The sequence below is a fragment of the Brevibacterium sp. FME17 genome, from assembly GCF_014897515.1.
GTDB lineage: Bacteria > Actinomycetota > Actinomycetes > Actinomycetales > Brevibacteriaceae > Brevibacterium.
Window position 1 is genome coordinate 141,393 of sequence record NZ_JABUYD010000009.1, and the last position, 19,123, is coordinate 160,515.

General features: G+C 60.7%; 20 protein-coding genes and 2 tRNA genes. 12 read left to right on the plus strand and 10 right to left on the minus strand.

What is annotated here, in order from left to right; all coding sequences use genetic code 11:
• Positions 1-156: 156 nt before the first annotated feature.
• The 3 genes from INT40_RS10405 (at position 157) to ettA (ending at position 3,383) form a co-directional block, all read left to right on the plus strand.
• The gene (locus INT40_RS10405) at positions 157-810 is read left to right on the plus strand and encodes a single-stranded DNA-binding protein (protein WP_193070637.1); all 654 of its coding nucleotides are present in this window, start codon (positions 157-159) and stop codon (positions 808-810) included.
• Between the two features lie 140 nt (positions 811-950).
• Positions 951-1,634, plus strand: a complete 684-nt coding sequence (locus tag INT40_RS10410; protein WP_193070636.1) for a DUF6993 domain-containing protein — start codon at positions 951-953, stop codon at positions 1,632-1,634.
• A 66-nt stretch (positions 1,635-1,700) separates the two neighbouring features.
• Positions 1,701-3,383 (plus strand): energy-dependent translational throttle protein EttA, encoded by a 1,683-nt coding sequence (gene ettA, locus INT40_RS10415; protein WP_101572384.1) that lies wholly within the window; start codon positions 1,701-1,703, stop codon positions 3,381-3,383.
• A 102-nt stretch (positions 3,384-3,485) separates the two neighbouring features.
• On the opposite strand, the gene INT40_RS10420 is transcribed toward ettA, so the two are convergent.
• The gene (locus tag INT40_RS10420; protein ID WP_319020821.1) at positions 3,486-3,743 is read right to left on the minus strand and encodes a hypothetical protein; all 258 of its coding nucleotides are present in this window, start codon (positions 3,741-3,743) and stop codon (positions 3,486-3,488) included.
• Entirely contained in the window at positions 3,740-4,648 is a 909-nt protein-coding gene (locus tag INT40_RS10425; RefSeq protein ID WP_193070635.1) for an acyl-CoA thioesterase, read from the minus strand. The genes INT40_RS10420 and INT40_RS10425 overlap by 4 nt, the downstream gene beginning before the upstream one ends.
• Positions 4,649-4,742: 94 nt before the next feature.
• Between INT40_RS10425 and INT40_RS10430 the strand changes: the two genes are divergently transcribed.
• Positions 4,743-5,285 carry an acyl-CoA thioesterase gene (locus INT40_RS10430; RefSeq protein WP_193070634.1) on the plus strand — a complete coding sequence of 181 codons (543 nt, stop codon included), beginning with the start codon at positions 4,743-4,745 and terminating at the stop codon, positions 5,283-5,285.
• Positions 5,282-5,956, plus strand: coding sequence for a hypothetical protein (locus INT40_RS10435; protein ID WP_193096032.1), 675 nt, complete (start codon positions 5,282-5,284; stop codon positions 5,954-5,956). Before INT40_RS10430 ends, INT40_RS10435 begins: the two co-directional genes overlap by 4 nt.
• 119 nt (positions 5,957-6,075) lie before the next feature.
• Here the strand turns inward: INT40_RS10435 and INT40_RS10440 are convergent, their stop codons facing one another.
• Genes INT40_RS10440 through pepN form a run of 3 tightly spaced genes read right to left on the minus strand, consistent with a single transcriptional unit; the run spans position 6,076 to position 10,313 of the window.
• Positions 6,076-6,477 carry a globin gene (locus INT40_RS10440; RefSeq protein WP_101572376.1) on the minus strand — a complete coding sequence of 134 codons (402 nt, stop codon included), beginning with the start codon at positions 6,475-6,477 and terminating at the stop codon, positions 6,076-6,078.
• A 2-nt stretch (positions 6,478-6,479) separates the two neighbouring features.
• Complete coding sequence (locus tag INT40_RS10445) at positions 6,480-7,604, minus strand: mechanosensitive ion channel family protein (protein WP_226831083.1); 1,125 nt, start codon at positions 7,602-7,604, stop codon at positions 6,480-6,482.
• Positions 7,605-7,616: 12 nt separating this feature from the next.
• A complete protein-coding gene (pepN, locus tag INT40_RS10450; protein WP_193096033.1) occupies positions 7,617-10,313 on the minus strand; it encodes an aminopeptidase N in 2,697 nt (898 codons plus the stop codon).
• A 104-nt stretch (positions 10,314-10,417) separates the two neighbouring features.
• On the opposite strand from pepN, the gene INT40_RS10455 reads away from it, so the two are divergent.
• The 3 genes from INT40_RS10455 (at position 10,418) to INT40_RS10465 (ending at position 12,785) form a co-directional block, all read left to right on the plus strand.
• Positions 10,418-11,023 (plus strand): DsbA family protein, encoded by a 606-nt coding sequence (locus INT40_RS10455; RefSeq protein WP_193096034.1) that lies wholly within the window; start codon positions 10,418-10,420, stop codon positions 11,021-11,023.
• A gap of 136 nt (positions 11,024-11,159) precedes the next feature.
• Positions 11,160-11,633, plus strand: a complete 474-nt coding sequence (locus tag INT40_RS10460; protein ID WP_193096035.1) for a ribose-5-phosphate isomerase — start codon at positions 11,160-11,162, stop codon at positions 11,631-11,633.
• Positions 11,634-11,672: 39 nt separating this feature from the next.
• A complete protein-coding gene (locus INT40_RS10465; protein WP_193096036.1) occupies positions 11,673-12,785 on the plus strand; it encodes an alcohol dehydrogenase catalytic domain-containing protein in 1,113 nt (370 codons plus the stop codon).
• Here INT40_RS10465 and INT40_RS10470 read toward each other — a convergent pair.
• Together INT40_RS10470 and INT40_RS10475 are read right to left on the minus strand one after the other, a co-directional pair.
• A complete protein-coding gene (locus tag INT40_RS10470; protein ID WP_193096037.1) occupies positions 12,766-13,902 on the minus strand; it encodes a PQQ-dependent sugar dehydrogenase in 1,137 nt (378 codons plus the stop codon). The two genes, INT40_RS10465 and INT40_RS10470, sit on opposite strands and share 20 nt — an antisense overlap.
• 310 nt (positions 13,903-14,212) lie before the next feature.
• Positions 14,213-14,286: transfer RNA gene (locus tag INT40_RS10475), tRNA-Pro, on the minus strand.
• A 178-nt stretch (positions 14,287-14,464) separates the two neighbouring features.
• Between INT40_RS10475 and INT40_RS10480 the strand changes: the two genes are divergently transcribed.
• From INT40_RS10480 to INT40_RS10490, 3 genes are all read left to right on the plus strand, one after another.
• Positions 14,465-14,538 (plus strand) — tRNA-Gly (locus INT40_RS10480).
• Positions 14,539-14,633: 95 nt separating this feature from the next.
• Complete coding sequence (locus INT40_RS10485) at positions 14,634-15,821, plus strand: tyrosine-type recombinase/integrase (protein WP_193096038.1); 1,188 nt, start codon at positions 14,634-14,636, stop codon at positions 15,819-15,821.
• A 107-nt stretch (positions 15,822-15,928) separates the two neighbouring features.
• On the plus strand, positions 15,929-16,132 hold the full coding sequence (locus tag INT40_RS10490; RefSeq protein WP_193096039.1) for a DUF5808 domain-containing protein: 204 nt from the start codon (positions 15,929-15,931) through the stop codon (positions 16,130-16,132).
• Positions 16,133-16,148: 16 nt separating this feature from the next.
• On the opposite strand, the gene INT40_RS10495 is transcribed toward INT40_RS10490, so the two are convergent.
• The 3 genes from INT40_RS10495 to INT40_RS10505 all read right to left on the minus strand — a co-directional run bounded on the left by INT40_RS10495 (position 16,149) and on the right by INT40_RS10505 (position 18,533).
• Positions 16,149-16,820, minus strand: a complete 672-nt coding sequence (locus INT40_RS10495) for a DUF2637 domain-containing protein (RefSeq protein ID WP_193096040.1) — start codon at positions 16,818-16,820, stop codon at positions 16,149-16,151.
• A 121-nt stretch (positions 16,821-16,941) separates the two neighbouring features.
• A complete protein-coding gene (locus INT40_RS10500; protein ID WP_193096041.1) occupies positions 16,942-17,976 on the minus strand; it encodes a DUF7007 domain-containing protein in 1,035 nt (344 codons plus the stop codon).
• Between the two features lie 341 nt (positions 17,977-18,317).
• Positions 18,318-18,533: a hypothetical protein gene (locus tag INT40_RS10505; protein ID WP_193096042.1), complete on the minus strand. Its 216-nt coding sequence runs from the start codon at positions 18,531-18,533 to the stop codon at positions 18,318-18,320.
• A 320-nt stretch (positions 18,534-18,853) separates the two neighbouring features.
• Here INT40_RS10505 and INT40_RS20615 point away from each other — a divergent pair.
• A partial coding sequence (locus INT40_RS20615; RefSeq protein WP_226831087.1) for a hypothetical protein occupies positions 18,854-19,123 on the plus strand: 270 nt, incomplete at its 3' end.

Below are 19,123 nucleotides of genomic sequence, written 5' to 3' on the forward strand. Positions count from 1 at the left end.
TCACCGTCCACAGGGCATTTCTCATGCCTGGCAGACGGCGGCGCCAGATGTGCTCAATGATGGTTGACGTGATCGAACGGTTTCAGGCTGATTCGTCCCCGATGGGTGATCCGGCAAGTCCGATCACGTAACGCTCAGCAGAAGTGAGGTAACACGATGTCCATCATTCCGATCACCCTCAGCGGTACTGTTGCCGCCGATCCGCAGAGCCGGACGCTGCCCTCGGGCAGGGCCTGTGCCTCGTTCCGTCTGGCCGTGAATCATTGGCGTCTCGACAAGGGGACGGGAGAATACGCCGCCGATACGACTTCGTGGTTCAGCATCGACTGCTATGGGCCCTTGGCCAGCAATGCGTCGATGAGCATCCATCAGGGAATGTCCGTCGTCGTGCAGGGAACCCTGAAGATTCGCGAATGGTCGACGGAGGAGAAGAAAGGCATTGCTCCGACCGTCATAGCCGAGCACATCGGCCCAGATCTGAGATATGGCACCGCCAATTATCAGAAGGCCAGCGGTGTGAGCAGACAACAGGATGGCCAGCAACAGGATGGTCAGCAGCAGACGTCGGCAGGCAGCGAAGCGGGATGGGGCTCGTTTGCGGATGGCCCTGAAAATGGTGGGTCCGATGTCTCGGACGGGTCGAGATTCGGTCTGAGATCTGCGAACAACGACGACGCAGAAGACACCGGACAATACACCGCAGACACTGCGGTCGCCGACGCCGATGAGTCCGAACCAGGTGGGGGAGACTCCGGAAGCCTCGATGACGCAATCGCGCGAGACACGGTGAGCGCAGCGGCGCCTTTCTGAGCCGGGTCCTTGGGCCGGTGCTGTGTCATTGCACAGATCACAGTTGAGACTGGGACTCGCACACGTCAGATCTGAACTCTATTGGGCCGACGATCGGCTAAAGTGAGACTGTTCATCGTTCCCACCTGCTGAGGTTGTTGATGCGTCTCGTTCCGCTCCTGAGTCTCGGAGTTCTGACCATTTCTCTGTCGGGCTGCTCACTGCTGGGAATAGGCGGTGAAGATGCTCAGCCAACGCCGGACCGCACCCCGGCCAAGCCAGTCGCGGAGGTCGACAAAGTCGTAGCAGCTCTCAAGCCGCTGACCGGCGACGAGGACAAGGTTCCTTCAACGAAGAAGTTCTTCAAAACCATGATCGATGCCGGCTATGAGCCGAAGCAGCTCGAAGCCACCATCGATGACTCGCCGTTGGGCAATGATGTTCCCTCGAAGATGTTCGGTGTGAAGACCGCCAAAGGGTGCGTCATCGGCGAGATTCGGAAGGGTAAGGCAAACGCGGATCTGATGCCGCCGACCGAGTCGACGGGGTCATGTCTGTTCGGCGAAGTCGAACGTCCGAAGGGTGTCAAAGCACCTGAAGGAGACAAACGTGAGAAGGACGGCGACTCCAACGGGGCCGGGCACATGCCTGGCGAGGACATCAACGGCAAGGACGGTCCGTCTGAAAGCCCATCGCCTGACGGGGGATCGGAAGACACCTCCTCGCAGGGGACATCATCAGATGGCTCTACGTCAGAGGGATCCTCAACCGAAGGTTCCTCGTCAGCAGGCGGCTCCTCCGAGGGCTCATCATCCGGTGAAGCACCGTCCCTGGGCGGCGGCTGAACGCAGCGCCACAGGGAGTGGTCAAATTGGCACTTGAGCGTGCCGAACCGATAACCTGAGGTTATTATGGCCGAATTCATTTACACCCTTCACAAGGCGCGTAAAGCGCACGGCGACAAAGTCATTCTCGATGACGTGTCGATGTCCTTCTATCCCGGAGCGAAGATCGGCATGGTCGGTCCGAACGGTGCCGGTAAGTCGACGATCCTTAAGATCATGGCCGGGCTCGAACAGCCTTCCAACGGTGAGGCTCGGCTCAGCCCCGGTTATACCGTGGGCATCCTGTTGCAGGAGCCGCCCCTGAACGAGGACAAGACTGTCCTCGGCAACGTCGAAGAGGGCGTCGGTGAGATCAAAGCCAAGCTTGACCGTTTCAACGCCATCTCAGAGGAGATGGCCAACCCTGACGCGGACTTCGATTCCCTGATGGAAGAGATGGGCAAGCTACAGGAAGCCATCGATGCTGCCGATGCCTGGGATCTGGACTCTCAGCTGGAGCAGGCGATGGACGCTCTGCGCTGCCCACCGCCAGAAGCCGAAGTCAGTGTGCTCTCCGGTGGTGAGCGCCGCCGCGTGGCGCTGTGCAAGCTGCTCCTCGAAAAGCCCGATCTGCTCCTGCTCGATGAGCCCACAAACCACCTGGACGCCGAGTCCGTGCTGTGGTTGGAGCAGCACCTGCGGTCCTACCCCGGCGCCGTCATCGCGATCACTCACGATAGGTACTTCCTCGACCACGTTGCCGAATGGATCGCCGAGATCGATCGCGGACACCTCTACCCCTACGAGGGCAACTACTCGACCTACCTGGAGAAGAAGCAGGAACGTCTGCAGGTCGCGGGCAAGAAGGACGCGAAGCTGTCGAAGCGCCTCAAAGACGAACTCGAGTGGGTCCGGTCGAACCCGAAGGCCAAACAGACGAAGTCGAAGGCTCGTCTGGCTCGGTATGAAGAGATGGCCGCAGAAGCCGAGAAGACCAAGAAGCTGGATTTCGAAGAGATTCAGATTCCTGCCGGTCCTCGCCTCGGCGACATTGTCATCGAGGCTTCCAAACTGCAGAAGGGCTTCGACGGTCGTCTCCTCATCGACGGTCTCAGCTTCTCCCTGCCGCGCAACGGCATCGTCGGTGTCATCGGCCCCAACGGTGTCGGCAAGTCGACTCTGTTCAAGACCATCGTCGGGCAGGAAGAGCTCGACGGCGGAGATCTCAAGATCGGCGACAGCGTTAAGACTTCATATGTCGACCAGTCGCGTGGCGGTATCGACTCGAACAAGAATCTGTGGGAGGTCGTCTCCGATGGACTCGACTTCATCCAGGTGGGCAATGTTGAGATGCCTTCACGAGCATATGTCTCCGCCTTCGGTTTCAAGGGTCCCGATCAGCAGAAGAAGGCCGGCGTGCTCTCCGGTGGTGAGCGCAACCGCCTCAACCTGGCGTTGACACTCAAACAGGGCGGAAACCTGCTGCTGCTCGATGAGCCGACTAACGACCTCGACGTCGAAACCTTGGGTTCATTGGAAAACGCCCTCCTCGAGTTCCCCGGCTGTGCCGTGGTCGTCTCGCACGACCGTTGGTTCCTCGACCGGGTGGCGACCCACATCCTTGCGTGGGAGGGCACAGAAGACAATCCTGCGAACTGGTATTGGTTCGAAGGCAACTTCGAGTCCTACGAGGAGAACAAGGTCGACCGCCTCGGTGAAGACGCAGCTCGCCCTCACCGTGTGACCCACCGTCGCCTTACCCGTGACTGATTGAGTTCTGTGCTCTGCGTGCAGTCAGCGCAGCGCACAGAGCCGAATACCAATAGCTGATGCCCCGGTCGTCGACCGGGGCATCAGCTATTGGCGGGGGCATCAGCTTTCAGGCGGCTGATGCTGATCTGGTGAGAACAGATTGCCGATGCGCAGCACAAGCTTCAACAGATATCTCAACACGATGGTGCCGACGATCCCGATCATGATCGATATCAGCGCAATCAGGGCCAGGTTCATGTCTGCGCCTTCACGAATGAAGACCAGGGCAAGGATGGTGATGATGATGAAGAGAGCGACGTTGACCAGTCGAGAGATGATCTTCCCGAGGATCTCGATCATCGCGGTGTCTTGGTTCACTGAGTTGCCTTGATTCGGACCATGCCCTCCTGCGCCACTGTGGCCAGCAACTCGCCGGTCTGGGCGAAGATGCGCCCGTACCCGAGACCGCGGCCGCCCTGGGCTGCAGGCGATTCCTGAACGTAGAGCATCCACTCATCGACTCTGACCCGACGATGCCACCACATGGCATGATCCAGGCTCGCGACCCGTAGCCCCGGGCTCGTCCAGCTCAGCCCCTGACGGCGCAGCACCGGTTCCAACAGGTTGAAATCGCTGGCATAGGCCAGAGCCGCCGCATTGAGTACAGGATCATCGCCGAAGGTCGAACTGGCACGGAACCATACGTGCTGCTGTTCGCGCTGTCGATCATCGGTGGTCAAGCTGTACAGGGATTCCTCCACTGGGCGAATCTCGAAAGGGCGTTTATTCAGCCATTCGGTGACCTGAGGTGTGTTCTGTCCTGCCAGGATCTCGCGCAGTTCCGGGCACTCCAGCGGTCCAGGCAGGCCGGACGGCATGGCCTCAGCGTGTTCAAGGCCCTCCTGTTCGACCTGGAACGAGGCGATCAGGGACAGGATCGGCGCACCCTTCTGATAGGCGTGGACACGACGGGCAGAGAACGAGCGTCCGTCACGGAGTCGTTCGACACCGAACTCAATCGGTTCGCTGACATCCCCGGCGCGCAGGAAGTACCCGTGAAGTGAATGGATGAGGCGTTCATCGGGCAGGGTCGCTGCTGCAGCCACAACGGACTGCGCCACCACCTGACCGCCGAAGACACGTCCGTCGGGTTTGTATTGGTTCTGTCCGACGAAATAGTCGCTCTCTCGGGAATCCGAGGTGAAGCTCAGGCTCTCGAGTTCGAGCACTCTGCGCAAGGTGTCGATGTTCGCCTCTGCAGTCGTGGGTTCTACATCGCTCATATGGGCCTCCAGCCTGCGACAATGAATCTCGTGCGTGTGTTCATGATTCTATCGTGGCCGTCACTGCCGCAGTGAAAGTGGCATGATGGGTCATATGCACAATGGCACCACAAACCCCCTGCTGGACGAATTCACGCGAGTACTGCTGGAGCTGAGATGGGGTGACATGGATGCCTACGGTCACGTCAACAATGTCACCCAGCTGCGCCTGCTCGAAGAGGCGCGTGTCCGAGCACTGGGGTCACCGACACACAGTGTGGACGCACCCACAACGCCTGGGCAGTTCGGAATAACGGACACCATATCGGGAATTAGGATCCCCCCGATCTTCGGCGCAGCCTCGGAGACCACTGAGTTGCTCGTGGCCTCGCATGCGATCGAATATCGTCGGCCGATTCTCTACCGCGCGGGACCCATCGCCATCGACTTGGTCATCAGCGAGGTCAAACCGGCGTCTGTGACCATCGGTTACGTCATCGCCGAACCCGACGGCGCGGTCGCCTATACGCTGGCAGAGACGGTCATCGTCTTCGTAGACCGAACCAGTTCCCGACCACGGCGCATGAGCCAGGAGGAGACAGCAGCAATGGAAGACGTCATTCGGCCTGCCGTACCGATGCGGGGGCGTCGCCGATGACCGAACTTGAGATCGCCGATCCGCTGGCGATGAAGGACCTGGCCGCGTTCACCTCTTTGGCTCACAAATTGGATCCCGATGGAGCCATGCGCCTGCACGTGTCATCGACCGTACTTGTCGTCACCATTGCCCCCTTGTATCCGCATGGGATCGGTGACTCCACACCACTGGTGTTAGCGATGCGCATGCTGCGTCTCAACGGCCCTGAAATGGATGGACTCGACGAGGTCGTTCCCTTGGCCAACCTCAAGGACCGGTTCGCCAGAGCAGAGAATGCCACACGCCTGCCGGTGCCGCCGAACTCGGTGCTGGTGTCCTGGACCGGGATAGCGCCCCCAAAGGGACAATGGACTGCCCACGACAGAATCGCCGGTGATGTCCTGCGCTCCGCCGCCGAGGCGGGGGTTGCAGAGATCAGCGACGGCGCCCCTGAGGGTGCCGGCTCGCATGCGGTCAAAGCAATGCGATCGCGGGTGTGGTCGAAGCCGATGACCGCGACAGGGGGCACCGAGCTGCCCGGTGGGCTCGGGTTCGCGGCGAGTGCACTTCGGTTCGTACCTGAAGCGGAGACTGCCTCGGCTGCGGAGAACGAGGAATACGATGTCTTCGCGAGCTCTGGATGGCTGCGAATTTCGACGCCGGGCGGGCATCTGCTCACCCGGGCACGATGAACCCCTCAGCGGTGCGAGCCCACAGCTGTGCTGGCCCACAACTGACCGATCACAGCTGACCGAGCACACCTGACCGGTCAGAGCTGACTGCCCGCACCTGACCGGTCAGTGCCGGTCTCTCAGACCGGGTTGCTGTTCGTGTTGACCATAGCCGTGGCCGCCCGCTGGAAATAGTCCCAGAAGATCTCGTCATAGAGCGGTGGGAGCGCCACATCATCGAGAGCTGCCCGCATCGAGGCCAGCCACCGGTCACGTGCGTCGAAGTCGACGGGGAAGGGAAAGTGGCGCATCCGCAGCCGGGGGTGCCCCCGTTCCTGTTGGTAGGTCGTGGGACCACCGAAGTACTGTTCCAGGAACATCTGCAGGCGGTGCTTGGCTCCTGTCAGGTCGTGCCCTTCCGGGTACATGGCAATGAGCACTTCATCCCGATCCACATGATCGTAGAAGACATCGATGAGCCGGGTGAAGGTGGGATGGCCACCGACGGCGTCGAAGATCGTCTCGTTCGATGTCTGCGTCATGGTCAATTCTCTCCGTCTGTGGTGTCGGATCCGGCTTCATCGGTCGTCGCCCGGATCTCATCGTCGCTGGGCAACGGTGACGGCGACTCGTCGCTGTTCCTCCGGTCCGCAGCCGAGGGGCGAGCGGAATCGCGGGCCGCACCCGTCGTGGCGGGTCCGGGAGCATCGGAGGTGTCCGGCAGGGTCCGGAGCATGGTCTCCTGAATGATCGGGATAGTGATGCCGCGCGTGTCGAACTCGTGCGTGAGTTCCGCACGGAAGGCACGTTCGACCATCCACTGCAGGTTGGGCTTGGTTTTGATCATTGTTCGGATGACCCTGTACTCGGCTGACAGGGACTGGACTCCTGCGATCTCGGGACGTTCGAGAATGGCGGATGCCAGTTCTTTGTCCTTCAGCATGGAGTTCGTCACCGATTCGGTGATCTCTCGGTAGGTGTCCATTGCGGTGGAGTAGTTGACCGGGATCTCGAGGACGGCACGCGCCCATCCCTGCGACAGGTTGCCGACGCGCATGATCTCGCCGTTGCGCACATGCCAGAGAGTTCCCGTGAGGTCACGTACCGCTGTCTTGCGCAGACCGAAGTCCTCGACCTCGCCGACGGCTTCGCCCAGGTCCACGGTGTCTCCGATGCCGTACTGGTCCTCGATGACCATGAAGAACCCGGACAGGTAGTCCTTGACGAGTTCCTGGGCACCGAAGGCCAGTGCCACACCGACGATGCCCGCTGAGGCCAGAATAGGTGCGATGTTGAAGTTCAATTGGTCAAGGACCATGAGCACGGCGATGACGCTGATGATGATCGTCGTCACCGACGACAGCATTCGCCCCACGGTCTTCGCACGCTGAGCACGACGTTCACGGATGATGACCGGTTCGATGCCGGTGCGCTGCGACTCGATGACAGAGCTCGAGAACTTGCCGCTGCCGTGCCCTTCCGCCTTCTCGCTGCCGACGGTGCCCTTGGCCACCGCGGTGGAGAATCGTCGGATGAACAAGCGCATCACTATGTTCAGCCCGATCGCGATGATGATGATGATGACGATCCGCAGCGGAGCGTCGAGGAGAAAGTCCCAATCGATCTTGGGTGCGGACAAGAGGTCGTTCTGCAAAGCATCGAAAGTCATGATGCCACGAGCCTAACTGCCGAAGGTCAATGTGCCCTTGGAATTGCTGGACACTTCCTGAGCGGTCAGCGCCCGCTGGGCGTCGGCAAGATTCTCCCGCATCAGGCGCACCAGTCCTTTGGGGGCCGCTGGATGATCGCTCAGCCATGTCTGGGTGGCCTTGACGGTGTGCTCGCTGACCGGGGGGAACAGTCGCAACGTCATGGTCTGTGCCATCTCCAGGGTCCGGGTCTCCCACCATCCTGAGACCCGCTGGAAGTATTCGGTGGAGAAGTCTCGCAAGGGGGCTTCTGAGGCGAGGATCGCACCGGTGTCCGTCTGCAGACCGGAGGCGAAGCCCAGAGCCAGAGCACTGAGTTCAGAGTTCGGAAGGTCGGCTTCGTCGAGAATGCGAGTGAATGCCTTCGACTTCGCCGCCGAGGTGGGGCGTGCGCTGCGCGCCGTCGCCGCCTGACGTGCTCCGGTTGCCGAAGGGTCCGTTTTGGCCATGGCCTCGATTGCTGAGTCGTCGATCGCATCGTGTGCCGCGAGTGCGATGATGATCTCCCAGGTGAGATCGGTGTCGATGGTGATTCCGTAGACCGTGTCACCGGCCGCATCCAACCAGGATTGCAGCACTGAGATCTGCGTTTGAGTCGACGCATGCTTGATGAACCCGCGGAGGAACTGGAACGCCTGGTCAGTACCGCCAGGAACCGCGTCGAGAAGCTGTGTGAACCGGTCGGCGACAGCAGCATGAGCCTCTGCTCGTGCCGCGGGGACCAGATAGGTTCCGACAGCGGCGTCGAGTTGACGCATCTGGGTGAGCAGTCCCGAGGAATGTGTCACGGACGCACAGTTGTCCAAGACCGTGGTGATGTAGTCCTGGACCGGGCGCTGACCGTCGCGGACAGTGTCCCAGAGAGTGCCGAGGATGAGCAGCTGAGTCAGGGAGTCATCGAAGTCACCGAGACGCTTGGATGCGAGGTCCATGCTCTCGGTATCGAAACGGACCTTCGCATAGGTCAGGTCCTCGTCATTGACGATGATGGCGTCGGGTTTCGGCAGACCGCGAGCTTCCTCGACGATGGTCGACTCCGAATCGATGTCGAGTGGGAAGCTGTGGGTCCGAACCAGTCGGCCCAGTCCGTTGTCGGAGTAGAACCCGATGGCCAGACGGTGGGGACGCAGCGACGGAACCGGCTGCCCTTCGATGATCCAGGGCTTCTGAGTCACGCGCAGCTCGGACACCACCTCGGTGTCATCATCGGTTGCGGTGTCGACCTCGGCTTCGATGAGGTTGACTCCGGATTCCTCGAGCCACAATTTCGACCAGGTGGCGAGGTCTCGTCCGCTGGTCGCCTCGAGCTCACCGAGGAGGTCCGGCAGCTCTGTGTTCGACCACGCATGTTTGTCGAAATAGCGTTTGAGCCCGGAGAAGAACTCATCGCGACCGACCCACGCCACCAACTGTTTGAGCACCGAAGCGCCCTTGGCGTAGGTGATGCCGTCGAAGTTGACCTCGACATCTGCCAGGTCTTCGATGCTGGCGACGATCGGGTGTGTGCTCGGCAGCTGATCTTGTCGGTAGGCCCACGACTTCTCAATCGTGGCGAACGTCGTCCATGCGTCGGAGTACTCGGTGGCTTCGGCTGTGGCCAGCGTCGACATGAACTCGGCGAAGGACTCGTTGAGCCACAGGTCGTTCCACCATTTCATGGTGACCAGATCTCCGAACCACATGTGCGCCAACTCATGGAGCACGGTCACAGCACGTCGCTCCACAAGGGCCTCTGTGGGTCGTGATCTGAAGACGTAGTTCTCCAGAATGGTCACGGCGCCGGCGTTTTCCATCGCACCGGCATTGAACTCGGGAACGAAGAGCTGATCGTATTTCTCGAACGGATAGGACACACCGAACTCGCGTTCGTAGAACTCGAACCCTGCTCGTGTGATGGCGAAGAGGTTCTCCGCATCGAGGTGTTCGAAGAGCGACTCGCGGCAGTACAGGCCCAGCGGGACGGGTGAGCCGTCGGAGGAGATCAGCTCTGAATGCACACTGCGGTAGGGTCCGGCCACGATGGCAGTTATGTAGGAGGAGATCGGAGTTGTCGGGGCGAACTGCCATACCGCGGTGTCGTCGATCGGGGCTTCGTCGAGCTCGGTGAAGACTTCGCTGGGATCACCGGGAGCCGGAGTGGGGGAGTTCGACACCATGGCCCAGCGTGCAGGGGCCACGACGGTGAAGGAGAACGGGGCCTTGAGATCGGGCTGTTCGAAGACAGGGAAGACGCGTCTGGCGTCGGGAACCTCGAACTGTGAATAAAGGTAGACCTCACCGTCGATGGGATCGACGAAACGGTGCAGGCCCTCACCGGTATTCATGTAGTAGAAGTGAGCATCGATGATGAGCTCGTTCTCAGCGGCGAGGCCGGGCAAGGTGATCCGGGAGGCAGAGACGACCTCGGCGATCTCGAGATCGAGTCCGTTGAGCCGGATGCGTTCGACGCTGGCGGTGATGGCATCGATGAAGGTGGTGGACTCCGGCGTTGCGGTGAAGCGGATGCGGGAGCGAACCCGGAAGCTCTCACCCTCTCCGGAGAGAATCAGGGTGTTCTCGTAGCTCGAGACGTCGACGAGGGATGAACGTCTGCGAGCTTCCTCGCGAGTGAGGTTATATTGGGGCACTTTGAGGTGACCTCCGCTTCGGGTCCGGGTGTACTTCGCCATTCTTTCATGGACGCATTCCTCTTCGGTGCCAAGGCTTGATAAATTGGCCTCGGACATTGCGGGCGTTTCGCCCGTGCCGGTGCCCACCCTAACGAGGAGTGAAATTGAGCAGAGAGACACTTGACCTGTGGTTCGACACGGCCTGCCCGTGGGCATGGATGACGTCGCGCTGGGGCCTCGAAGTCGCCAAGGTCCGCGACATCGATGTGAAATTCCACGTCATGAGCCTGAACATCCTCAACCGGGATAAGGACATTCCTGCCGACTATCGGGAGCTCATGAATCGCGCGCTGGCCCCGATGCGCATCGTCACCGCTGCCATCGCCGAACACGGTGAGGGGATCGCCGAACCCCTCTACACCGCGATTGGCACCCGGGTCCACCCCGGTGGAGAGAAGGACTTCGAGAAAGCTGTCTCCGAAGCTCTCGAGGAGGTAGGACTGCCTGCGGATCTGATGAAGTACGGCGAACGCGATGACTACGACGCCGCACTGCAGGAATCGCATGATGAAGCTCTGGCCCTCGTCGGCGACGAGGTGGGCACGCCCATCTGCCGTGTGGCCGGGACCGCCTTCTTCGGTCCCGTCGTCACGCCGGCGCCGAAGGGAGAGGACGCGGGTCGCCTCTTCGACGGAGTCCTCGCGGTCGCCTCGACACCAGGATTCTTCGAACTCAAGCGCACACGCAATCAGGATCCGATCTTCGACTGAGACACGGTTCTCATCTGAGTCACCACCGGTTCTCACCCGAGTCACCACCGGCACCAGACCGCACTGACAACATGCTCCACCCCATGCCCCGATTTTCCCGGACACGCGGTATCGGACAACTCGAAGGAATGATCATATGAAGGTTCACCTCGGCACAGACCACGCAGGATTCGAATTCAAAGAGGTTCTCAAGGCCCACCTCGGCGAGGCGGGCTATGAGGTCGTCGACCACGGGGCGCTCGAATACGACGCACAAGATGACTATCCCGCATTCTGCATCGCTGCGGCCCAGGCCGTCGTCGACGATCAGGCCGCGGGCGTGGAAGCCCTCGGCGTGGTGATCGGGGGATCGGGCAACGGCGAACAGATCGCTGCGAACAAGGTCAAAGGCGCCCGCACGGCGCTGGCGTGGAACCCGGAGATCGCCAAACTCGCCCGCGAGCACAACAACGCCCAGATCGTATCCGTGGGTGCCCGACAGCATTCGCAAGACGATTCCCTGGCCATCGTCGATGCCTTCCTGGCGGAGCCTTTCTCCGGCGAAGAGCGTCACGAACGCCGGATTCGGATCATGGACGCCTACGAGTCCGAGGGCCAGGCGGCACTGTGACGCCCGACAAGGAATCGCTGTGACGATAGGGGAGGCGCTGTGAAGATCCGTGGAGCCGTGCTTCGGGACATGGGCGCTGCGCGCCCCTTCGCGAAGACGCAGCCGATGTCGATCGAAGATCTCGAACTCGATGGGCCCGGCCCCGGTGAGGTGCTCATTCGCCTGACTGCTGCCGGGGTGTGCCATTCCGATCTGTCCGTCGTCGACGGCAACCGCCCGCGACCCCTGCCGATGCTGCTCGGACACGAAGGCGCCGGCATCGTCGAGCAGCTCGGCGAAGGTATCGATGATCTGGAGATCGGCGATCAGGTCGTGACCGTCTTCCTGCCTCGCTGCGGGCAATGTGCGAACTGCCGCACCGAGGGCAAACTCCCGTGCACACCGGGCAGCGCGACGAATGGGGCGGGAACGCTGCCGTTCGACGGACACAAAGTCCGGTTGCACGACGATTCGGGCGCCGAGGTGCTGCACCACCTCGGCGCATCGGTCTTCGCCTCTCATGCCGTGGTCAATCGCGCCTCCGTCGTTCCGGTGGCCTCCGACGTCCCCGCATCGATCGCGGCCGTTCTCGGCTGCGCGGTGCTCACCGGCGGGGGAGCGGTGCTCAATGCGGGAGCTCCGGGGCCCGAGGATGAGATCATGATCGTCGGCCTCGGCGGAGTCGGTATGGCCGCTCTGATCACAGCGCTGTCCATCGAGACTGCGGGCGTGATCGGGGTCGATGCGAACCCCGACAAATTGGTCCGCGCCAAGGAACTCGGTGCCGCCGAGGTCTACACTCCCGAGCAGCTGGGCCAGCGACGGGCCCCGATTGTCATCGAATGCGTCGGCCATCCGCGCGCATTCGAAACCGCGTTCTCCGCGACAGCAGTCGGCGGGACGACCGTCACAGTGGGACTGCCCGCACCCGATGCCCAGTCACATATCACACCGGTGACGCTCACGGCTGAGGCACGCACCGTCATCGGATCCTATCTGGGGTCGGCGGTGCCCAGCCGTGACATCCCGGTCTACGCAGACCTGTGGCGTGAGGGGAAGCTGCCGGTCGAGGAATTGGTCTCCGACACCATCGGTCTCGAGGACCTCAACGCGGCCTTCGACGCCCTGGCCGACGGCACCGTCGTGCGGCAGGTCATCGACTTCCAGCGCTGAGGTCGGAGGGAATGCGGAGGATCCGGTCGTCGCCGTCGGCCGGATCGCCGCGCCCGTCCGTGTTGTTTGTCAGGATCCAGACCTCGCCACTCGGTGTCGTCACGACATCGCGCAGGCGGCCGAACTCTCCGGCGTAGGCAAGCTCGGCGTCGGAGACATCCGCTGTGGGGACTGTCCGCAGGATCTCTCCGCGTAGATTGGCGATGAAGATGGAACCGTCGCTGACGGCGATCCCACTCGGACTCGCCTCGTCCGGGCGCCACTGCTGCACCGGGTCGATGAAGTCTGCCTGATCGTCGTTGCTGTCTCCGTCCGCGGAGCCTCCGGCGATCCCTTCGACCTCCGGCCAGCCGTAGTTGCCGCCGGCCTCGATGATGTTGAGCTCATCCCAGGTGTCCTGGCCGAACTCGCTGGCATACATGGTGCCGTCCTCGTCCCAGGCCAATCCCTGCGGATTGCGGTGCCCATAGGAGTAGACGAGGGAATCGTCGAAGGGGTTGTCCTCGGGCACACTGCCGTCAGGTTCCAGCCGCAGGATCGAACCTGAGAGCGACTCACGATCCTGTGCGGCACTCTGGTCGCCGGCGTCGCCGACCGTTGCATAGAGCATCCCGTCCGGGCCGAATGCCATGCGCCCACCGTTGTGGAATCCGGCTTTGGCGATGCCGTCGACGATCGTCTCCGGCGAGCCGAGTTCGATCCCATCGGAACCGCGCGTGATCGGAAAGCGCTGGATTCGGTTGTCCGATTCGGCGGTGAAGTACGCATAGAGGCTGTCATCGTGCACGGTGAGCCCTAGGAGACCACCCTCACCCGAGGCGGAGACGCCCGCAACCGTGGCGACCTCCCGGACGTCTGCGGGGCGCTGAGAGTCGATTTCGAGGATCCGAGCGGAATCCCGTTCACTGACCAGAGCCGTTTTCTCATAGAAGGCAACCGACCATGGGGCCTCCAGATTCTGCGCCACTACCTCCGATTGGGCATCGGGCCGACTGTCCTCATCGGCCCCGTTGCCGTTCTGCGAAGTGGGAGCCGCCGAGCTTGCCGAGGGCGAACCCGTGTGGGGCGAATCTCCCTGATCGGAGCCGCAGCCACTCAGCGCCAGCACGAGTGTCATCGCGAGGGTCATCGCGATAGCGGCGCGTCTACGAGCGGTGCCTGCAGCTCGGTCTCCGATCCGTGGCGCGAAGTGTTGCGCACCCGGGTGTGGTGGCACCTTGTGTAGGACGGGTCTGTCGTGTCGTCGGATCGGCATCGGCGGCGCACCTTTCGGCCTCGGCAATCTGCGAGCCTGCCCTCCCATTGTCCCCTGTGCTGAGGAAAGATGGGAGGCGAAAGAATCATGAGACTGAGTTCAGCACGAGGAGCATCCGGCAATGGTACGAAGAAAGCCGCCCGGACATTCAGTCCGAACGGCTTCACCATCGTCGGGATGACAGGATTTGAACCTGCGACCCTCTGTTCCCAAAACAGATGCGCTACCAAGCTGCGCCACATCCCGCGACGTAGACAATCTAACCACAGGCAGGGGTCAAGATGCACATCGATTCGGCCCCTCATTGCGAATGGGATTCAGGTCACAGGCGGCACGTGAAGTTGCAGTAGGCGGTGTGACTCAGCTCATCTTCGGTCGATTTGGCGGCCGGTGCGGATGTCGACTATAGTCATTAACGCAACACGGGGATGTAGCTCAATGGTAGAGCCTCAGTCTTCCAAACTGATGGTGCGGGTTCGATTCCCGTCATCCCCTCCAAGTTTTAGCCCTCTCACCAGGGCAAACGTCACCGAGAAGGTGATTTGGCCGCATGGATTCGGATTTTGGCCGCATGAAACCCGTATGATCGGGGCATGGCAAGCATCCGAAAGTACTCCACGACGAAGGCAAACAAGTGGCGCGTCGATTGGCGTAAGCCTGGTTCTCGGGACAAAGCGTCGATGACATTCGATACAGAAGCTGAAGCTCGAATGTGGAAGACCATGCTCGATGAGACTGGTTCTGACGTCATCGAAGCCGGACGCCGGTGGAACGCGGCTCAGTCTCAAGACGAAACCATCGAAGATCTCGTCACCGAATACATTGCCTTTCAGTCGCGTGGTGACTCACGAACACTCAAGGACTATCAGGCGCTTCAACGCAACCACATCACGAATGAGATCGGTTGGAAGTCGGCAGCGAGCGTCGAGGCCAAAGACCTGCGCAAGTACGTGAAGACACTGTTGGCGAAGAAACTCTCGCCGAAGACCATTCGCAATATCTTCACCATCGTCTCGGCCGCATTTAACTTGGCTGTCCAAGATCGCCGCGTTCAGGCCAACCCCTGCACTGGCGTAAGACTGCCGACTCTGATCAAGACCGAGCCGCCCATCATTGCTCAGCGCGACATCGACGCCATCATGAAAGCGATCGACCCTCACTTCTCGCTTCTCATTCGCACTCTGGCAGGTACCGGCCTGCGCTGGTCGGAGAGTGAAGCGCTCCTGTGCTCGGACCTCTACCACCGCAACGGCGTGACCTACATTCGGGTGTCGAAAGCAATGAAAGGCACGGGCAAGGGTCGTCACCCCGGACCGCCGAAGACGCCGGCAGCCGATCGCAGCATCGCGCTCGACGATGACCTGGCAGAAGCGCTGGTCAACCACGTGAAGCTGCGCTCACTCGACGATCACATGTTCACGATGAAGCGCGGAGGGAAAATGAGCTACCTCGGCTTCACTTCGAAGTACCTCATCCCGACAGTCGAGCGAAAAGATGTTGACGTCAATTCGACGATTCGCTGCCACTCATTCCGCCACTATCACGCCAGCGTCTTGGTGGCGGCCGGTGTCGACCCCATTAAGGTCGCTCAGCGCCTCGGGCACACTGACACAACGATCACGCTCAACAGGTACTCTCACCTTCGTCCCGGTGCCGATTTCGAGACGTTGCAAGCTCTCAACGGCATCTGGGGCGACAACAATGAGCCGGTGGATCCTGGTGCTGCTGCTCAGTCGGATGACGCGTCGGCATTCCTCGACAGCATCCTCAACGGCAGCTAGAAGGTCTGGCAGTCACACTGTTGCAGTAGTGAGTCGCCATCTGAAAGGGTGGCGGCAGGACTCTCCGGTGACTGTCTGCCGGACACAGTGGAAGGACTACCAGCTGTATGGCACATGACGTTGATCGCGACGGACTCCGATCGGATGACAAGAACTGGAAGCTTGGGCTGCTCTACACCTCAAAGGAAGACCCGGCGCCGCTCATTCCCAAGCGCTACGGGTGGGGCTGGACCATCAACTTTGGCAGCCCATGGGTGTGGCTTGTGGGAGCCGTCATCGTTGGTGCACTCGCATGGGGGATTTTCCTCTAGTCCTGGCTCACCGTATCTATGCAACGACCGACTTCGACAATAGCCTCTGGATGGTCGATTTCGAGGTGCCCAGGGTGTCGGCGATCTCCCGGTGAGATTTGCCGGCCTGTTTCATTTCGACGACAACATCGACATCAACGGGTCTGGACGAATCAGCCGCGGCCTTGATGGCCGGTGCCTTGCGCGGCGAACCCATTGCGGCCACCGTGGACGCTGGAGAAGGTTCAGGGGCAAGCAGAGTTGATTGGTCGACTCGGGCACGTTCGGCACGGCGCCGTGCGGCCTTGGAGCCTTGCGGGGGAGCCACGGCAACTGATACCGCCGTGTGAGTGGATATGAGGCAGGCCAAGGGCATGAGACTGGCGATGAACGATCCAACGACGAGAGCAGGAAACGTCGTCGCCGTTGAATTTCCATCGCTGAGTGCGTGAGTGGCGTTGGTGACCATCGATACGACAGTGAAGAATCCTACTGATGACCATGCGAGCCGAACATCTTCGCCTCGTGCTCTGGCAACGACAGCTGCGACCGTGAGGACGAGGATTGAGAGATCAACGACGATCGGTACGGCCGGGCGCAACGGGCGCGGGATTCCTGCCCAACCGGCAGCGGCATTGAGTCCAGTGAAAGAGACAGCAAATGAGGCCACAGCGACAAGCACGGCCAGCAAGAGCGCTGAGGCCGCCATCGAGTCTGATTCAGGTCTAATCCGCCGCACGTGTGCAGACAATAGCAAAACCGCCTGACATGAGACAGAATCAGGCGGTTTTTCACGTGAACAGGGGCTATGTGGCCTACGCGGCTCAGAACTAGTCGGACAGCGAGTCTCTCTGCTCTCGGAGCTCGTTGACCCTGGCGGTGGCTTCTCTCAGCTCGTCGTGAGGCTGGAGTCCGCGGTCGTAGGACACTGATGACAACGACTTCGCTTGACGCTCCAGCTGGTCGACCCTGTGCTGCTCCACACTGATATCCAGCTCGATCCTCTCGCGTGGAGTTCGGATATCCGGGGCGTCGAACTTGTCCCAGACCTGCTTGCTGATCGGGATGACTCGGTCAGGTTCAGTCGGGTGTTCGATGTAGTGCTCGACCTTACGTCCGTTGAAATACGCGACCTTGCCTGGGACTCCTTCGCTGATGACTGCATACAGCGACTTCGATGTGCCATCAATGTTGACGCCAGTGCGCAACAACTTCTGTGCCTGCTTGGTCGTGAGTTTAGGCGTGAACCCGGCATATTTCGGGCGGGCCCGATGAGTCTCAGCTTCGGCGTCGCGCTTGAGAGCTGACTCATCAGCTTTGGCCTCCCGCTCGGCGCGCGTTCCATAGAGTCGGATCTTGTCAGGATCATCATCGGCTCGGAACTCGGGGCTGCGTTCGTTGTCGGGGACGTGTTCACCGTAGGCCGACTCGTATTCGTTCGGTGACCAATATCGCAAGGACCGATCCGCCATTTCGACTTGTCGATCGTCGAACTCCTCTGGGAATGTCTTAGCAACGACAGCCCACTGTGCGTCTTCCTCGTACCAGCGGTCGCGGGCTTGGCGGAGCTCGCGTGGGATCTTGAGGTTGCGCTCTGGTGATAGCTTCATTCCTCCGTGGGAGGCAGTCGAGACTGACGCGATGCCTGTGGCAATCTGATCGGCGTGTTGGACCTTGCCCCACGGTGACTGCGAGCCTTCGCGGACATATACGTTCGTGGTAAAGGTCTGAGCCTGTGGGTCGCTGGGATCGTCGAGGGCATCATAGAATCCGCCAAGACCAGTGACGGTTGGTCTGGCCTTGGCGGATTCTGACCATTGACCACCTTCAGGAATGCCTGCTTGGACTCGGGATTGATTACTCACGAGGGAAACTCCTCTCTTTCGATCTGGGATTCGTGCCTGGCTACCTCGGCCCGTGCTTGGGCCAATCCACTCGTGGCGGCGAGCGTGAGGTCCTGCTCCTGACGGTGAAACTCGCGAAGCGGTCCGCGCCGGATCACGCCTCCGTGAGACTGAGCGATGACAGTCTGTCCGTCATCGGAGATGTTCGTGACCGTCCAAGTTTCATACCCAGATCCGACACGGATCTCATCACCTTTAGCCAGACCATCGACTGGCCGGCGTTCGGAATTGAGTTCGTCAGCTCGCGCCGAGGTGATCTGGATCCTGAGTGCCTCACGATGGCGGTAGCTGTCGTCGGAGTCTCAATTGCGGATGAACTCACGCATCTGCGACCACTGTTCGCCATTGCGCCCATCTGCGTGGGGTTGACCGAGCCTGACAGCCTCGGCATCGCGTACAGCGTGCGGATTGAGGATCGCATCGTGGGGGCGGTTGTCCATGTCATCGGAGTCATCGAGGTAGCCGGCAACCATCCACGATCCCGCCTTTTCGGCGTTGAGACCAATATCAGTAGCCAACACAGTATCGATCTGCGCTCGGTCGTTCGACGATATGTCGGCTGGGCGCCCCTGAGCATCAAAGACAGCATCGAGCCTGTAAGGGGTATCAGCGAAGACGCTTTCAGGACCACGGAGTCGGACGCGATCAATGTCAGGGCTAATCCTCGCGAACTGTAGAGATGCGCCCTACTTTACCCAAACTGTTCTGAAGATTACCTTCACGAAAACGGCCTGTGTTGCTTGACCTGACGCGCGTTTAGAGGTGCCGACCTCTGGGCGGGCCCATGGTTCGATGGTGTAGTGATCCACAACACTATTTGGTCATTGGTTGTGATGACTTGACTGATGAGGGCATCACTGCCGTCGTTGCCGATCCTGGGGTTAAGGCGTGGAAGTTCTGTCTCGATTCCCAGATGGTGGATTGGGACTGGGGAAAGGGCACGCTGGATATTCAGCGGTTGAGTTCAGTTCGGCGTCGTCGGCTCATTCCCGGCATATCCCTGTTCAAGGGTATTCCCAGGTGGCGGGCGCATCGTTGGCTCTCGAGTCTGGGTGCGCTCGTCAAGTTTTTGAGACAGTTCGTTGATGATTTCTCTTACGCCGCCAGG

Bases quoted from the DNA above. Each gene is read 5' to 3' on its own strand.
- INT40_RS10490 (WP_193096039.1), top strand. From the start codon at position 15,929: ATGGCACATGACGTTGATCGCGACGGACTCCGATCGGATGACAAGAAC.
- INT40_RS10435 (WP_193096032.1), top strand. From the start codon at position 5,282: ATGACCGAACTTGAGATCGCCGATCCGCTGGCGATGAAGGACCTGGCC.
- INT40_RS10405 (WP_193070637.1), top strand. From the start codon at position 157: ATGTCCATCATTCCGATCACCCTCAGCGGTACTGTTGCCGCCGATCCG.
- INT40_RS10485 (WP_193096038.1), top strand. From the start codon at position 14,634: ATGGCAAGCATCCGAAAGTACTCCACGACGAAGGCAAACAAGTGGCGC.
- INT40_RS10425 (WP_193070635.1), bottom strand. From the start codon at position 4,648: ATGAGCGATGTAGAACCCACGACTGCAGAGGCGAACATCGACACCTTG.
- pepN (WP_193096033.1), bottom strand. From the start codon at position 10,313: ATGGCGAAGTACACCCGGACCCGAAGCGGAGGTCACCTCAAAGTGCCC.
- INT40_RS10460 (WP_193096035.1), top strand. From the start codon at position 11,160: ATGAAGGTTCACCTCGGCACAGACCACGCAGGATTCGAATTCAAAGAG.
- INT40_RS10470 (WP_193096037.1), bottom strand. From the start codon at position 13,902: ATGACACTCGTGCTGGCGCTGAGTGGCTGCGGCTCCGATCAGGGAGAT.
- INT40_RS10495 (WP_193096040.1), bottom strand. From the start codon at position 16,820: ATGGCGGCCTCAGCGCTCTTGCTGGCCGTGCTTGTCGCTGTGGCCTCA.
- INT40_RS10410 (WP_193070636.1), top strand. From the start codon at position 951: ATGCGTCTCGTTCCGCTCCTGAGTCTCGGAGTTCTGACCATTTCTCTG.
- INT40_RS10440 (WP_101572376.1), bottom strand. From the start codon at position 6,477: ATGACGCAGACATCGAACGAGACGATCTTCGACGCCGTCGGTGGCCAT.
- INT40_RS10445 (WP_226831083.1), bottom strand. From the start codon at position 7,604: ATGACTTTCGATGCTTTGCAGAACGACCTCTTGTCCGCACCCAAGATC.
- ettA (WP_101572384.1), top strand. From the start codon at position 1,701: ATGGCCGAATTCATTTACACCCTTCACAAGGCGCGTAAAGCGCACGGC.
- INT40_RS10430 (WP_193070634.1), top strand. From the start codon at position 4,743: ATGCACAATGGCACCACAAACCCCCTGCTGGACGAATTCACGCGAGTA.